The organism is Mycobacterium bourgelatii, assembly GCF_010723575.1.
Lineage (GTDB): Bacteria > Actinomycetota > Actinomycetes > Mycobacteriales > Mycobacteriaceae > Mycobacterium > Mycobacterium bourgelatii.
This window is the reverse complement of sequence record NZ_BLKZ01000002.1, coordinates 752,335-766,305: the sequence shown is the minus strand read 5'-3', so window position 1 is coordinate 766,305 and position 13,971 is coordinate 752,335. Positions and strand designations below refer to the sequence as shown.

The 13,971-nt window shown below is 63.6% G+C and carries 16 protein-coding genes and 1 pseudogene; 4 read left to right on the top strand and 13 right to left on the bottom strand.

Annotation, left to right across the window (positions count from 1 at the left end; translation table 11 throughout):
- Positions 1-41 precede the first annotated feature (41 nt).
- The 3 genes from G6N68_RS28495 (at position 42) to G6N68_RS31730 (ending at position 1,160) form a co-directional block, all read left to right on the top strand.
- Positions 42-458 carry a DUF5313 domain-containing protein gene (locus G6N68_RS28495; RefSeq protein WP_163719482.1) on the top strand — a complete coding sequence of 139 codons (417 nt, stop codon included), beginning with the start codon at positions 42-44 and terminating at the stop codon, positions 456-458.
- A gap of 14 nt (positions 459-472) precedes the next feature.
- Positions 473-955 carry a MarR family winged helix-turn-helix transcriptional regulator gene (locus G6N68_RS28490; protein WP_163720018.1) on the top strand — a complete coding sequence of 161 codons (483 nt, stop codon included), beginning with the start codon at positions 473-475 and terminating at the stop codon, positions 953-955.
- Between the two features lie 79 nt (positions 956-1,034).
- Entirely contained in the window at positions 1,035-1,160 is a 126-nt protein-coding gene (locus G6N68_RS31730; RefSeq protein ID WP_263992026.1) for a hypothetical protein, read from the top strand.
- A 466-nt stretch (positions 1,161-1,626) separates the two neighbouring features.
- Here the strand turns inward: G6N68_RS31730 and G6N68_RS32440 are convergent.
- The 10 genes and pseudogenes from G6N68_RS32440 to G6N68_RS28440 form a co-directional block, all read right to left on the bottom strand.
- Positions 1,627-2,223 (bottom strand): annotated as a pseudogene (locus G6N68_RS32440) (DNA polymerase I); the annotation flags it as partial.
- Positions 2,224-2,239: 16 nt separating this feature from the next.
- Positions 2,240-2,782, bottom strand: coding sequence for a hypothetical protein (locus G6N68_RS28480; RefSeq protein WP_163719480.1), 543 nt, complete (start codon positions 2,780-2,782; stop codon positions 2,240-2,242).
- Positions 2,783-2,805: 23 nt separating this feature from the next.
- A complete protein-coding gene (locus tag G6N68_RS28475; RefSeq protein WP_163719479.1) occupies positions 2,806-4,053 on the bottom strand; it encodes an acyl-CoA dehydrogenase family protein in 1,248 nt (415 codons plus the stop codon).
- Positions 4,050-5,186, bottom strand: a complete 1,137-nt coding sequence (locus tag G6N68_RS28470; RefSeq protein WP_163719478.1) for an acyl-CoA dehydrogenase family protein — start codon at positions 5,184-5,186, stop codon at positions 4,050-4,052. The genes G6N68_RS28475 and G6N68_RS28470 overlap by 4 nt, the downstream gene beginning before the upstream one ends.
- A gap of 6 nt (positions 5,187-5,192) precedes the next feature.
- The gene (locus tag G6N68_RS28465; protein ID WP_163719477.1) at positions 5,193-6,038 is read right to left on the bottom strand and encodes a TauD/TfdA dioxygenase family protein; all 846 of its coding nucleotides are present in this window, start codon (positions 6,036-6,038) and stop codon (positions 5,193-5,195) included.
- Positions 6,039-6,061: 23 nt separating this feature from the next.
- Entirely contained in the window at positions 6,062-6,397 is a 336-nt protein-coding gene (locus tag G6N68_RS28460) for a hypothetical protein (RefSeq protein WP_163719476.1), read from the bottom strand.
- Between the two features lie 2 nt (positions 6,398-6,399).
- The gene (locus tag G6N68_RS28455; RefSeq protein WP_163719475.1) at positions 6,400-7,680 is read right to left on the bottom strand and encodes an aromatic ring-hydroxylating oxygenase subunit alpha; all 1,281 of its coding nucleotides are present in this window, start codon (positions 7,678-7,680) and stop codon (positions 6,400-6,402) included.
- A 15-nt stretch (positions 7,681-7,695) separates the two neighbouring features.
- Positions 7,696-8,454 carry an SDR family NAD(P)-dependent oxidoreductase gene (locus G6N68_RS28450; RefSeq protein ID WP_205351545.1) on the bottom strand — a complete coding sequence of 253 codons (759 nt, stop codon included), beginning with the start codon at positions 8,452-8,454 and terminating at the stop codon, positions 7,696-7,698.
- Complete coding sequence (locus tag G6N68_RS31300; protein WP_371871748.1) at positions 8,447-8,758, bottom strand: 2Fe-2S iron-sulfur cluster-binding protein; 312 nt, start codon at positions 8,756-8,758, stop codon at positions 8,447-8,449. The genes G6N68_RS28450 and G6N68_RS31300 overlap by 8 nt, the downstream gene beginning before the upstream one ends.
- A 94-nt stretch (positions 8,759-8,852) precedes the next feature.
- Positions 8,853-9,746: a DMT family transporter gene (locus G6N68_RS28440; RefSeq protein ID WP_163719473.1), complete on the bottom strand. Its 894-nt coding sequence runs from the start codon at positions 9,744-9,746 to the stop codon at positions 8,853-8,855.
- 422 nt (positions 9,747-10,168) lie between these two features.
- Here G6N68_RS28440 and G6N68_RS31295 point away from each other — a divergent pair, with 422 nt between their 5' ends.
- The gene (locus G6N68_RS31295) at positions 10,169-11,578 is read left to right on the top strand and encodes a hypothetical protein (RefSeq protein WP_240355960.1); all 1,410 of its coding nucleotides are present in this window, start codon (positions 10,169-10,171) and stop codon (positions 11,576-11,578) included.
- Between the two features lie 337 nt (positions 11,579-11,915).
- Here the strand turns inward: G6N68_RS31295 and G6N68_RS28430 are convergent, their stop codons facing one another.
- The 3 genes from G6N68_RS28430 to G6N68_RS28420 are packed head-to-tail and all read right to left on the bottom strand — an operon-like array spanning position 11,916 to position 13,971.
- A complete protein-coding gene (locus G6N68_RS28430) occupies positions 11,916-12,362 on the bottom strand; it encodes a MarR family winged helix-turn-helix transcriptional regulator (protein WP_163720016.1) in 447 nt (148 codons plus the stop codon).
- 23 nt (positions 12,363-12,385) lie between these two features.
- Positions 12,386-13,636 carry a metal-dependent hydrolase family protein gene (locus tag G6N68_RS28425; RefSeq protein WP_163719472.1) on the bottom strand — a complete coding sequence of 417 codons (1,251 nt, stop codon included), beginning with the start codon at positions 13,634-13,636 and terminating at the stop codon, positions 12,386-12,388.
- Positions 13,633-13,971, bottom strand: a complete 339-nt coding sequence (locus tag G6N68_RS28420; protein WP_163719471.1) for a hypothetical protein — start codon at positions 13,969-13,971, stop codon at positions 13,633-13,635. Before G6N68_RS28420 ends, G6N68_RS28425 begins: the two co-directional genes overlap by 4 nt.

The following is a 13,971-nucleotide window of genomic DNA, read 5'->3' as shown; positions in this document are numbered from 1 at the left end:
TGACATAGTTAGCGCACTAACTAATTGGATACGATGTAAGCATGGCAGCGGATCGTCCCAACCTGTGGCAATACATCACTTACTCGTATGGAAAGTGCTTGCCTCCCTCGATGCGTGAGTGGGTGGCCAATGACCTCGCGGGTCACGGAGCCGTACGCCGTCACATGATCCGGTGGGCGATACCGCCAATCTTCATCCTCGCGCCGTTCTGGTTGTTGCCCGCGTCGCTTTATGTGCACACGGAGATGACCGCGCCCCTCTACATCTGGGCGTTGTTGATGGCGATGGCGTTGAACAAGGTGTGGCGGCGTCACCGCCTCCTGCAGCACGGTCTGGACCCGAACCTCGTCGATGTGATCAAGCGGCAGAAGGAAGCTCACATTCACGAGGACTACGCGCGCCGCTATGGGCCGCGCCCTGAATCGGCCGAGTGGCAAGCGAACAGCAGCCCGTTCTGACGCCGGTACACGACATGTCGAATTCCTCGACTAGTACCGACCTTGACCCGCTGTCACTGGAGCTTCAGGTTTGCTTCGCGTTGGCGGTCACGAATCGCGCGGTGCTCGCGGTCTACCGGCCATTGTTGGAACCATTGGGGTTGACCCATGCGCAGTACCTGGTGATGCTGGCGCTTTGGGACAACGCGAAGTCGGGTGGAGATCCGTTGTCGGTCAAGGATATTGCGAAGGCCTTGCAGCTGGATTCGGCGACCTTGTCGCCTATGCTCAAGCGCTTGCAGGCGCAAGGCTTGATCAAGCGCACGCGTAGCGCGGCCGACGAACGCACCACACACGTGGAGCTTACGAATAAGGGTCGCGCGTTGCGTCGGCAGGCGATCAAGGTTCCACCCGCGGTGGTCGAACGGCTCGGGGTGGACCTTGCCGAGTTGGACCACCTGCGCGAGGTGCTGACCAAGATCAACGCGGCCGCGCTGGCGGCCGGGGCGCTCGACTGACCGGCTCTCTTTCGGTTTCGCGTTTCGTCGGCGTCCGGCCCGGGTAGCTGACGGGCACGCTCTAACGAACGGGGAGATCGTGACTACGTCGGAACAACCGTCGCCGAGCGGCGACGAACAACCGCCTCAAGACCCGGGCGAAAAGCTCGATGACAGCGCCGAAGCGCAGAATCCCGACGCCGGTCTAGAAGGCAAGGGCAAGTAGGCCGGCGTCGATCCGCGAGCCTGAAGATTTGCAGGAAAAGACCGAGAAGGCACCTGCACAGTTACAGGCTCGCCAGCGCCGCCGCAGCCCAATTCGGGCCGAAACCGACGGAGACGCCAAGCTCACCCAGCTGCTCGCGAACCAGCGCCTCAAGTTCGTCGCGCTCCGCGCTGGCCACCTCGAACAGCAACTCGTTTCCCGCCTGCAGGACCAGGCGTGACGTCAATCCCGCGGCTGTGAGCGACTGGTCGAGGTCGATGATCGCCGTCTTGACGGCATCGGCCGCATAATCGCGATAGCGGGCCGCCATCAGGTCGGTGAAGCCGTCACCCGCCACGAACGCCTCTCGGATCGGCCCGCTCGACAAATCGAATTGCGATGTGGCGTGGATCCGCCCGTCCGCGGCAATGGCATCGAGCAATTCGTCGACGGCGGCCCGTCCGCGTGCTGCAATCAGCGCGGCGCGATTTACCGCAACGCCCGTGATCTCCAACTCGGTCTGTAGACGTTGCAGCGGCAGCTCGACTCGGCTCAGCAGCACGAAGGCGTTACTGCGCGCCAATTCCTCGTCCAACACGTCGGCCAAGTCGAGCACGGCACATGCCCGCAAAATAAGCGCCTGCACCGGGCTGTCCTGCGACACCGGCAGCGCGCAACGCATGTGACGTATCAGCAGGTCATTCAAACCCACGCCCGGTTTCGTCGGCTGCAGCAGGTGAGCCGCCAACGCGGTATCAGAGGTGACGCCACGCAGGATCCAGCCGCGGCCGGCCAGCGCGTGCATCGCCGACTTTGCCTCGTGAATGGCTTTGGGCGGGCCCGGGTCGGCGAGCCACGACGCCAACGCTGCCTCGTCGTCGGGTGTCAGGCGGTCGACGTCGATGTAGCGGCCCTCTCCGTCGGCGGCGACGATCGCCAGGGCGGTGGCTTTGGCGCCTTGGGTTGCGCCGGTTCCGACGACGGCCAGGCCGAATCGGTTACCCAAGCTGTGTTCGGCCAGCCAGGCCGCTAGCTCCCCGTCATGTATGGCTCGTCCGCGTACGTCGAGACCGTTCGTCATATCCATAGGCGATGGCGAGTCAGAACGTCCAGTTGCCGCCGGGCTGCAGGACGAATCCATGTACGCCGTAACGGCTGTTCTGCGGATTGCTCGTATCGATGCCCCGATTGGGCCCGGTGCGACATGCCACCGAATCGGGAGCGGTTACCGCGCAGGCGATTCCGTTGCCGTTGTCGAGCTTGGTGCCGACCGGCAACACCGTCGCGTCGGGGTTCCAGTTGGGGTCACGCGGACTGTATCGGCCCGCATGCATCGAGGTGGCGTTGACCTCGGACTGCGTGGGCGGACCGACCGCGTCACCCCAGCACGTGGCACCGATGTCATCGAGCAAACTGACGGCGCACGTCACACCGTTGGGCGTCTTGAAGAGCCAACCCGAGCCACTGGGATGACTGCCGAAGTGGGCGTAGTCATTGAGGTTGACGGCCGGATAGGCGTCGATATCCGGGAACTGAGGCGGCGGTTGCAGCGGGTCCGCGCCCGCCGTTGGCCACGGCACGAGGACGGCCCAGGCCACCGCCGCCATAGCCGGCCAGACTCGCGAGACACCCCCAAGACTCATACTTCGCAGTATTGCACTGTCGATCAGGGCTGCCCGCCAGCACGTTTGGCCGCATTGTGTCGCACCTGGTTAAACGGCACACCGCGGTCCGCGGCGTACTCCCGCGGCAATCCGAGGACACGTTCGCCGATCACGTTGCGCGCCATCTCGTCGCTGCCGCCCCCCAGCGCGACCGTCTGCCGGGAAAGGTACCGCTGGCCTGCTTTCCGCAACTGTTCGACGCCGTCGACGACGCCGAGCGGACCGGCGATCTCCATCGCGGTATCGACCTGCAGGAACGTCACATCGGAGTGGAACAGCCGGATGAGCGAACCCGCGGCCGGCGGCAGGCTGCCCGTACGCATGGCCTCGGAGACATGATCGACCAGGCAGTCGCGCACCATCCGGCGGGCCAAGACCCGGCCGACCTTGTCCTGCGTCAACGGATCGTCGGCCAGGCCGGCCGCGTCCGCCAGGGCGAAGAAGTCGGCGTAGGAATCCTCGGCGCGTTCGCGCCCCCGGCCGCTGGCGAACTCCGAGCCCTGCCCTACGGCGCGCCGCTCATGGAACAACAGTCGCCCGGCGACGTCCCAACCCTTGTTGACCTCGCCCACCACCGCAGAGTCGTCGACGCGCAGACCGTCGAAGAACTCTTCACAGAATTCGTTGGAGCCGTCGACCTGCTCGATGCGCCGCAACGTCACTCCGGGCGCATGCACGGGCACCAAAAACATCGTCAGCCCATCGTGTTTCGGCACGGTGGGGTCAGTGCGAGCCAGTAGCAGTCCGTAGTCGGCGGCGAAGGCGCTGGTGCTCCACGTCTTGGCGCCGTTGATAACCCAATGCTGTCCGTCACGCTCGGCACGGGTGATCAGCCCGGCGAGATCCGATCCGCCACCGGGTTCGGAGAGCAACTGCACGAGCACTTCCTCGCCGCGCAGGGCCGCCGAAATGTGTTGCCGCTTCTGCGCTTCGGTGCCGGCGTCGAGCAGGGTCGCACAGCAGATGGTGAAGGTGGGGACGTTGAGGATCAGGGGCATCTCGTAGTCGACGGCTTCGGCGTCGAACGCCTTCTGGTAGGCGACATCGAGGCCCAGGCCCCCGTACTCGCGCGGAAAGCAGATTCCGGCGAATCCGCCGGCGTACAGGCGCTGCTGCAGTTCGCGGGCGCGCTGCCAGGCGCCTTCGTCGTCGCGGCCGGCTCTGGGCACAACATTTGGATCGAGGCGAGGCATGTTGTCGGCCAGCCATACCCGCGCCCGGGCGGCGAATTCCGCTACCGATTCGCTCATGCGGCCGGACCGCCCGGTCTGGCCTGCCGATAGATGGCTTGATGGTGCTCGGATGGGGTGCCGAACATGTTGCGGTACAGGGTGATCCTTCTCAAGAACAGGTGCAGGTCATGTTCCCAGGTAACGCCGATGCCGCCGTGCAGCTGCACACAGTCCTGAACCAGCGGCCCGGCATGCTCGCCGAGGTAGGACTTCGTTGCGCTGACCCACAGTCCGGCGTCCGCGGCTCGTGCGGCCACCCGGTCGACCGCGCCGGCGGTTACGGCCCTGCACGCGTGCAACCACATGGTCTTATCGGCCAGCCGGTGTTTGATCGCCTGGTAGGACGCCAGGGGGCGGCCGAAGCTGTAGCGGTCGCGTGCCCAGTCAAGGGTCATCGAGATCACGGTGTCGAGGATGCCGACGGTCTCGGCGCACTGCAGCAGCATCGCGACATGGCTTTGCCGTTCGATCAGCGCGGGCGTCTGTGCGGCGGAGCCTACGGCCGCGTTGTTGTCGACCGTGACGGCGTCGAATTCGACTCGGGCGTAACGCTTTACCAGGTCAATGTTGCCTTGCGGGTGCCGGGACAGGCCGGAAGCGTCGGCGGGGACCAGGAATTGGCGCAGACCGTCATCGGCTTGCGCCGTGACCAGCAGTAGGTCGGCCTGTTCGCCGGCCTCCACTCGATCTTTGACACCGTCGAGGCGATATCCGTTCGCGGTCGCGGTCGCGGTCAAGCTGGGCCGCTGCGGACTGAATTGCCGACCGGGTTCGTAGACCGCCCACGCCGCCACTGCCTGACCGGAAGTGAGCGCGTGGATAGTGTCCGCGTGCTCGCTGCGGTTGTCCGCGTCGACGAGCCCCGCCAGCACCGTGCTCACCGGGTACAAAGGTCCGGGCGCCACCGTGTGACCGAGCTGTTCGGCGACTGCTGCCAAATCATGCAGGCCGCTGCCCGAGACGTTGCCGCCGCCGAGTTCCTCGGGCACCAGCAGTCCCGCCCAGCCGAGCTCAGCGGCTTGCCGCCACCACTGCGCGTCGACGCCGCGGCCTTCGGCGTGCAACGCCCGTTGGTGTCCTACCGTCGCGTGACGGTCGAGAAAGGCACGCGTTGTCGAGATGAACAGCGCTACTTCGTCAGTGGACTTCACGTCGGACTATTGGATCGGTTCATCACCGAGCACGGTAGTGCGCAGCATTTCCCGGGGCGAGTCGGGGTCGTACGGTGCCGCTCGATGCAGCACCCCGCGGTTGTCCCAGATCACCGTGTCCCCGACCGACCAGGAATGGCTGTACACCTTGTCGCGCTCCGTGGCTCGCTTCAGCAGCTCGTCGAGCAGGGCTCGACCTTCGTCGAGGTCCATGCCAACGATGTAGTCGGCGGAGGCACCCAACACCAGGGACTTGCGGCCGCTGCGATGGGTCCACACCAACGGGTGTGCGTGGGTACGGCGAGAGCGCCAGCGCGCCAACAGTTCCGGGGTGGGGTTCGGCGTGACTCGCCGTTGGGACGCTTCCAGGGAGTGGACGACGCGCAGCGTGGCGAATCGTTCCTTCTCTTCGTCGGTCAGTGCATCGTAGGCGGCGTAGGAGTTGGCGAATTCGGTTTCGCCGCCCTTTTCGGCGACGTGAACCGCCGAAAGGACGGTGGCCTTCTGCGGATAGTCGTCCCCAATGGGCGTGCACCCGTCGATGTGCCAGTCGAACGTCGCCTTCAGGTAGTCCGCCGAGGCGTTCTTCGACTTGTCCAGCGTGATCGGATAGATGCCGGCGACGGGGTGGTGGCCATCGGAGCTGTGATCGATCTCGCCGAGCCGACGGCAGAACACGACCTGGTCTTCGGGCGAGAGATTGAGCCCGCGGAAGACCAGGACTCCGTTGTCTTCCAACGCTTCCAGGATTGCGTCCCCGATCGCGTCGTTGTCCGCCAGGTGGGTGGGGTCCAGGCCGGTGACCTCAGCGCCGACGGACTCGCTGAGCTTGGTGATGGTCAGCAGACTCATCGTCTGTCCTTTCTGAGCGAATATCAGGGCACCGGCTCGTCGGTGCGGATCATGACCGCGTCCGCGGCATCGGTGGGGAGCGGCTGGTGCATGATCTCCACCGCCATGGCGACCATGATCAGCGAATAGATCAGGTGCAGCAGGTTGAGCGCGTCGTCGGGCAGGTCGTCGAGGGGGAATTTGTCGCAGTACTCGATGGCTTCCTCGAGCCGGGGGAAGAACGCGTCGTAGAACTCGCGCATGTCGACCATGCTGCTGTTCACCCGCTTGTTCCAGCGCTCGGTCTCGGTGGCCAGACACCAGACCCGGGCGTACTCTTCCAGTTCAGCAAAGGCGCTGGGCAACAGGGATTCTGACATTTTCAGACTCCTGCCGGGGCCGCGGTGGTTGCGCGTTGGGTTTCGTGTTGGTACGCCTCGACCCAGTCGACGACGACCTTGTGCAGGTGCCGCACCAGGATCTCCTGGTCGTTGAGGGGGAAGTCCTCGACGATGCCGTACTCCAGGGCGGCTTGCGTGCCGCCCAGCATGCCGGCGTCCTGCAGTGCGAACTCCTTGAGCACCACCGACGCCACTTCGTGTTCGATTCGCTCGCGCACCGTGCGAGCCGGGTGGAAGTAGGTGTAGGCCTCGAACCGATGGGTGTTGTACGAGGTTGGCCAGTACCGGTAGAGCAGGTACCAACCGCCATAGATGAGGATTTCGGTGTTGGGGAAGATTTGAAAGTTGCTGATACCCCACGGTTCTATGCCGCCGGGATTGAGCCCCGCCGGTAGCTCACCGATGTCGGGGGTGCGCCACGGCCCGACCAAGCCACTGCGAGTGGCCCGTTCGATGGGGTACATGTATTCGGGCGGTAGCAACCAGCGTCGTCGCCCGGCAGTCGACACCAGCCGGTGCGGACCGTCGAGTTGGAAATGGCCGCAGGTGAATCCGGCGTTCGGGACACGCACCTCGGGCGGCACCTGCTGTGGGTGCAGCGAGGGCACGTGGTAGTACTCCTGGAACGCGTCGGCGAAGATCTTCCAGTTGCTGTTGTTATGAGCGACCCAGCCGTAACGCTCGGTCAACTTGTCGAATGGGTAGTCGTCCAAGCCGGTGATCATCGGACCGAGGAACTCGCGTAGGGTTTGTCGCGGTTCGGGGTCAAAGTTGATGAAAACAAACCCCTTCCACACATCGCAGTGCACCGGACTCAGGCCGTAGTCGGCGGGGTCGAGGTCGAAGAACTCCGACTGCTGTTGCACAAAGGTGAGCGCACCGTCCAGGCTGTAGCGCCACCCGTGGTACTTGCAGGTGAACTGGCGGCACGTCCCGCGCGTTTCGCGATCGGGAAAGTCGTTCCACACCAGTTTGTTTCCGCGGTGGCGGCAGACGTTGTAGAACGCGCGGATCTTCTCGTCGCGGCCCTTGACGAGCAGGACCGAGGCGCGCGCGACTTCGATTTCCTTGGTCACATAGCTTCCGACGCGCGGAAGTTCCTCCACCCGGGCCACATTGAGCCAAGCTCGTTTGAACACGGCCTCGCGTTCCAGTTCGAAGAACTCCGGTGAGGTGGAGTCCTTGAATGAGACTGGACCGGTTCCGAGTTCGGGGTAATGCTCGGTCCAAGATCCTTCGGCGGGTCTACCCTCTCTGGCCACGCTGCACCTCCTGCCTCACATCACCGCGCCGCCGTTAACGCCGAGCACCTGACCGGTGATGAAGCCGGCCTCCTCCGAGCACAGAAACCCGACCGCGGCGGCGATGTCGGCGCCGGTGCCCAGGTGTCGCATCGGGATGTTGGCGGCGATCTCTTCATTGGATTTCAGGTATCCCGCCGCTTGCGCCGCGTGCTGCATGGGTGTCTCGATGCCCGAGGGCGGGATGTTGTTGACCGTGATGCCATGCGGTGCGTATTCGCGGGCCAGCGACTTGGTCAGGGTGATGACGGCCCCTTTGGACGCCGCGTAGTGGGCGGCGAACGGTGAGCCGCGCTGCGCGCTCGACGACGAGATCATGACGATCCGACCCCATTTCGCGGCCACCATGTCCGGCAATGCCACCTGGCAGCAATGGAACGTCCCCGTCAGGTTGACATCGATGATTCTGGCCCAGGATTCGGCGGTGATATCGGCAAACGGGGAAAAACCGAACACTCCCGCACTGGTCACCAGGATCGACACCGGGCCGAATTCGCTGCGCACCTTGTCGAAGGCCTGCTCGACGCCGGGGCGATCGGTGACGTCGACGCCGACGCCGACGGCTTGGACGCCATCTGCCCGCAGGTCTTCGGCAACACGTTGCGCGGCTTGCTCATTGATGTCGAGCACCGCGACCTTGTGCCCGCGCCGGCCGAGCTCGTGGCAGGTGTCCTCACCCATGCCAGAGGCACCCCCGGTCACGACCGCCACCCGGCTCACAGTCTGCTTACTCATAGATCACCCGAATCGTGCGGCTGGTCGGCAACGACTGGCAGGTCAGGATCCAGCCCTCCGCAACCTCGTCGGCCTCAAGCGCGTCGTTGTTCAGCATCTGGACGCAGCCCTCGGTCAAGCGGGCCATACATGTTCCGCAGGAACCGATTTCGCACGATGACGGGGGTTGCAGGCCGGCCATGCGGGCTGTCTGCAGCACGGTTTCGCCGTCGTTGTAAGCGACCGTGATCGAGCGACGATTCAACTCGATGGTTACCGCTTCTGTGACGACACTGTCGGCAACGGCCGGCGCGGGATCATGCATCGCAGTCCACAGTATCAAGTACTTGTGATTGGTATCAAGCTGCAGCATTTGTCCCGTCCGCGCCGGGCTGGAGGTCTCGATTTGAGGGGCGGGACTAGGACGAGTCGTGCTGTGCCAGCTCAGCCTCGAGTTGGTCTTCGTACGCACCCTCATCGCGGGCGAGCGCGATCGTCGCCGCGGCCATCGCAACGACCACGATCGGCAGGACCACCGCCCGGACGCCGGACAGCGTCAAATGTTCCCCGAAGACCAGCGAACTCAGCAGCACAGCAACCACGGGTTCCAGCACGAGCATGGTCGGGACCGACACCTTCAGCGCGCCAGCGTGGAAGGCGGACTGCTGTAGCAACGTCGCCAGCAGACCTACCGCGACGAGCACGTAGAACCCCGGTAGGCCTACGAGCGCGGCCGGCCCGTTGGAGGCCGCCACGTGCATGACCACCTTGGTCAACGTCGCCACCACCCCGAACAACACTCCGACTGCGACCGAGAGCAACACTGCGCGCCGCTGGCCGGCTGATCGGGCTCCTACGAGCACGCATCCGATGATGAGTGGCGTCAGCACGGCCGCCACCACCGCCCACGCCACCCAGTTGCCGACGTAATCGCCGTGCTTCGGCCGCGCCAGCGCCACAAAAGCCGCCAACGCTGCCGTGAGCAGCAGCGCCCACAACCATTCGGTCCGCGTTACCCGCCGACCTGCCAGCCGGGCGCTCAACGGCAACGCGAACAGCAACGACGACACCATCAACGGCTGCACCAGCAAGATGGAACCCTTGGTCAAGGCGAGAGCTTGAAAGCCGTAACCCGCCACCGCCACCCCGCTGCCCAGCCACCAGAGTCGCTTGCGCAGCAGGGTCGTCAGCATATGAGCGCTGACACCGTACTCGTGCGGAACGTCGATGGTGGCGCGCTGGCGGACCACGATCCCGATCGCCATGCACACCGCGGCGAGCAACGCCAGCAACACCACCAGACCCTGGGTCATCGATTCCTCTCACTCGTCGCGTGCGCGCAATCGCGTAACCGAGTAGCCGGGTTCCTACAGCAGGCAAACATTAACCCAATTCGGCTGTCGGCCGTCGAGTCTGCGGTGATGATTTCCTCCACCGGCGCCAGCGTGTATCCGTTGCAATGGAAGAACTCCTAGTCGGCCCAGACGGCGTGGTGCGACCAATGGCTAGTGGTTGCGTTGCCCCAGGCCTTATTTGCGGGGCGTGGGCCTCCAATGCGCCCAGAGATAACGCCAAATAGCGGAATTGACGTGATCGTAAGATTTCGAACTCTTCCGACTTTGGCACTTTGTAATGTGACTTCGGCATATTCGTCAACGTTCAACGGTCGTACACTTTGACCGGCTGGGCAACGCAATCAGCTGGGTTTGGCGGGTATCACTACAGAGGCGGTCAGATGGGCTGGTGGATCCTCGGATTGGTGGCGGTTGCACTGACCGCCGGAATCATCTACGCCATCTGGGTTGCACGTACTAATGGGAAGATACCTGAGGACACAAGGGTTGCTATCAGGGAGGCTAAGCGGTTGCGGTCGGAGTGGCGACGTGCCCGCAAGCAACACGCCAGAGATGTCGAGCAGGCGCGCTTGCACCTGCAGAATCTGCAGGATGTGAAGGGGCGGAGGCTAGGTGCTGCAGGTGGAATAACGCTTTACGAACGCTGGATCTCCACACCGCAAAGCTCTGGATCCCTGATCGGCGTAAAGGCGACTGCAGCGGATGAATCCTCGGTTACGGTGTCCCAACGACTCACTGCCACGCGCATGGTGACCTTGGGGGTCTTCTCGCTTGCTGCGCCAAAGAAGACGGAAAAGGTTCACGGCAGCGCCTACATTGTGATTGAAGGACCCGAGGTTTCCGGCGTCGGCGTTATCGAAGCTACCTCCTACAACAGCACCCCTGGTCCAGCCGCGTTCTCGTTTGCGGCACAAGTTAACAATGCCGCCCGCGCCGCTGCTGCCAATGCCCCTCTGTTGCCCCGGTTGATAGCCAAGGCCAAGCAAGATTTTGCCGCCGCCGAAAATGACCCGAAAGTCATCGACGCCGAGATTGCGTATACCAAAGCCGTCGCAGCATTGCCGCGGGAGTATCGCCAGAAATTCGGCGACGTTCGTCTAGACGCTGCAGCTAGCGCTCCACCTCGGCAGCAGGTCAGTGATAAACAACGGCGCATCGTTACCCTCGGCAAAGAAAATGCCGCACGCATGGAATCCGTGCTGAGTGCCGTTAAAGCCGTGACGCAATCCGAAGCGGCGCGCGAAGGTTGGCTGGGCGATGTCGACTTCAGTGCTGACATCCAACAGATCGCCGACTCGTTCGAGAAGGCGCATTCACTACACGAGTTGGCCAAAACGCTGTCCTCACTTGAAAAACCCAGTGCCGAAGACCACAGAATCCTCGCCGAGGCCACCACCACCGCCGCTGACTTAGAGCGCGCCGCTATAGAGCGGGTTGACCTCATCAAGAAATGCGCCATTGAAGCACAACAGATTGATAAATCATTTCAGACTGACCGCGAGGACGCTCGGGTCGCCGAACAGCGCGCCGAGTTGCATGCGAAGTTGGCCGCCATGCTCTACGGGATCGAGGCCACACCAGACCCCACGCCCACCTCCTCGGCGGTAGACGCGGTGATGGCCCGTGTGCAGGCATACCGGGAAATCAAGAGCCAAATCCAACAAGCCCGCGAGAAAACGACGAAAGTCAGGTGCGCCAAGTGCAAACACACTCAGCAGGTGCCCATAAGCGCAAATACCTTCCAATGCACGAACTGCAACGCTAAGCTCAAACGCGCGAAAAGCTCTTGACGACTGCATAATTCAACTAATTCAGGCCCGCTTCGCTGTGACCGCGGCGACTAGTGTTTCCCTACCCGGCGAGCGGCATCCTGCTGGGTTCCGGCGATACCCCTGAACTAGGTGGCATTCGGCTGCAATGCAAGCGGAAGCCAGCCCCTCAGAATCCTAGTGTTGATTCGGCACCGCCGGACAATGTGTTGGATGCGGTCGCCTGGTACATACCAATTTACTATTTCGCCCCTCGGTTCGGCCATACATTCAGGGATCCACCGTATTCGACTCGTCGCTCTCTCCCCGCTAACACATCGTCAAGCGACGACCATGAGATAAACGCCCGCCCCGCGCCCTACACGTGGTCCTTGAAAAGCTCATGACCAGTACCCTTTTCGACCACCCTCCCCAGCAGGTCACGCAGCGTCTGCTGTTCCTCGGCGCTCAGCACGCCGAACACCTTCTCGTGGGCGGCCACGGCGTCGCTGATCACCGTCGTGACCACGCTTCGGCCTTCGTCGGTGAGATAGGTCCGCAGAATCCGCTTGTGCTGCGGGTCCTGCCTGCGTTCCACCAGGCCGCGCCGCTCCAGCGCCGTTACGGCCAGCTGTACGCCTTGCGGCGAGATCAACAATCGACGGGCAAGTTCGGCGCCGGACAGCCCGGGGTAATTCAAAAGCTGCCGCAGCACACCGATTTGGGCGGTGCTGACACCGTGCCCACTGACCGCGTCGTTAACGGTGGTCAGCGAGAAATAGAACGCCTGCTTGAGCAACCACAGAAGGTTCTCGGTGAGTTCCATTGCCGGATCCAACTCTTGATCACTCATGCCGGCGCCTTAGAGATCTGTCCGTCCTTCATGACGAACGTGACGTTCTGGGTTGCGGTGATGTCCTGGGATGGATCACCGGGAACGGCAATGATATCGGCGAGGTACCCGGGTGCGAGGCGGCCCAATTCGTGGTCGGCTTCGACGAGTTCGGCGGCCACCACCGTGGCGGCCCGGATCGCTTGCATCGGCGTCATGCCGCGAGATACCAAGGCCTCGAGTTCCTTGGCGTTCTGGCCATGCGGAATTGCCGGCGCGTCGGAGCCACATGCGATACGCACGCCAGCGGCAATAGCCTTGGGCAGCATCGCCTTTGCCTTTGGGAAGACGTCCTCGGCCTTCTTGCGGAGTTCGGGCGCGATGCGGTCGATGGCCATCGCATCGGTCAGATAGGTGGTGGAGACCAGGAAGGTGCCGTGGTCGACCATCATCTGGATCGTCTCGTCGCTGGCCAGGAAACCGTGTTCGATGCAGTCGATTCCAGCCCTGATGCACGCCTGGATGGCGGCGTCGCCGACGGCGTGGGCGGCGACGCGCACCCCCGCCCGATGCGCCTCGTCGGCGATCGCGGCGAATTCGGCGTCGGAGTACTGCTGAGCACCCGGCGACGTGCTGTGCGACATCACCCCGCCCGACGCCGACACCTTGATCAGTTTGGCGCCGTGACGGATTTGGTAACGGACACAGGCGATTACATCCGGCACCCCGTTGGCGATGCCCTCGGCAATCGATAGCGGCATGATCCCCGGCGCCAACCGCTGGAAGACCGTCGGATCCAGGTGCCCTCCGTAGGGGGTGACGGCGTGGCCCGCGGGGTAGATGCGGGGTCCGACGTGCCAGCCTTGGTCGATGGCGCGCTGCAACGCGACGTCGAGCAGGTAGCCGCCCGTCTTCACCATCAGTCCGAGGTTGCGCACGGTGGTGAACCCGGCTTCCAGCGTGGTGCGCGCGTTGACCGCACCGCGCAGGGTGCGATATGCCGGATCGTCCTGAACGCCGTGCATCGGCGCCGGCAGACCTTCGGGACCGCCAGGGCCACCGATGAGCAGGTTGATTTCCATGTCCATCAAGCCCGGCAACAATGTGGCATCGCCGAGATCGATGACTGGCGCCGAATCCGGCAGGGGCTCTTCCGGATTGATTGCCGCGATGCGCTGTCCTTCGACGAGGACGACTCCCGGGGACCGAACCTGGCCGGTGTCGACGTCAGCCCAGCGGGCGGCCCGCAGGACGGTCGCATCCGTCATGGATAAGGCTCTACGACACAGTCGAGCGTCGAAGCGCCGGAATCGGGGATGCGCGGCTGCTTCCAGCACTCGACGGGAAAAGACACCATGATCATCGAGTACAACAGATGCATGAGGTTGAGGACGTCCTCTGGAAGGTCGTCCAGCGGAAACTTGTCGCAGTAGGCCAGTGCTTCCTCGGCGCGCGGCGTGATCGCGTCGTAGAACGCCTTCATCTCCGTCATCGAACTCGCCAGCCGCTTCGCGTAGCGCTGCGGTTCGGTCGGCAGACACCAGGCGGTGAACGGCTCTAGGTCAGCGAATTCGGTTGGCAACATGGGCGATTTCTGCGTCAT

Bases quoted from the DNA above. Each gene is read 5' to 3' on its own strand.
- G6N68_RS28495 (WP_163719482.1), top strand. From the start codon at position 42: ATGGCAGCGGATCGTCCCAACCTGTGGCAATACATCACTTACTCGTAT.
- G6N68_RS28490 (WP_163720018.1), top strand. From the start codon at position 473: ATGTCGAATTCCTCGACTAGTACCGACCTTGACCCGCTGTCACTGGAG.
- G6N68_RS28480 (WP_163719480.1), bottom strand. From the start codon at position 2,782: ATGAGTCTTGGGGGTGTCTCGCGAGTCTGGCCGGCTATGGCGGCGGTG.
- G6N68_RS28475 (WP_163719479.1), bottom strand. From the start codon at position 4,053: ATGAGCGAATCGGTAGCGGAATTCGCCGCCCGGGCGCGGGTATGGCTG.
- G6N68_RS28465 (WP_163719477.1), bottom strand. From the start codon at position 6,038: ATGAGTCTGCTGACCATCACCAAGCTCAGCGAGTCCGTCGGCGCTGAG.
- G6N68_RS28460 (WP_163719476.1), bottom strand. From the start codon at position 6,397: ATGTCAGAATCCCTGTTGCCCAGCGCCTTTGCTGAACTGGAAGAGTAC.
- G6N68_RS28450 (WP_205351545.1), bottom strand. From the start codon at position 8,454: ATGAGTAAGCAGACTGTGAGCCGGGTGGCGGTCGTGACCGGGGGTGCC.
- G6N68_RS31300 (WP_371871748.1), bottom strand. From the start codon at position 8,758: ATGCATGATCCCGCGCCGGCCGTTGCCGACAGTGTCGTCACAGAAGCG.
- G6N68_RS28440 (WP_163719473.1), bottom strand. From the start codon at position 9,746: ATGACCCAGGGTCTGGTGGTGTTGCTGGCGTTGCTCGCCGCGGTGTGC.
- G6N68_RS31295 (WP_240355960.1), top strand. From the start codon at position 10,169: ATGGGCTGGTGGATCCTCGGATTGGTGGCGGTTGCACTGACCGCCGGA.
- G6N68_RS28430 (WP_163720016.1), bottom strand. From the start codon at position 12,362: ATGGAACTCACCGAGAACCTTCTGTGGTTGCTCAAGCAGGCGTTCTAT.
- G6N68_RS28425 (WP_163719472.1), bottom strand. From the start codon at position 13,636: ATGACGGATGCGACCGTCCTGCGGGCCGCCCGCTGGGCTGACGTCGAC.
- G6N68_RS28420 (WP_163719471.1), bottom strand. From the start codon at position 13,971: ATGACGCAGAAATCGCCCATGTTGCCAACCGAATTCGCTGACCTAGAG.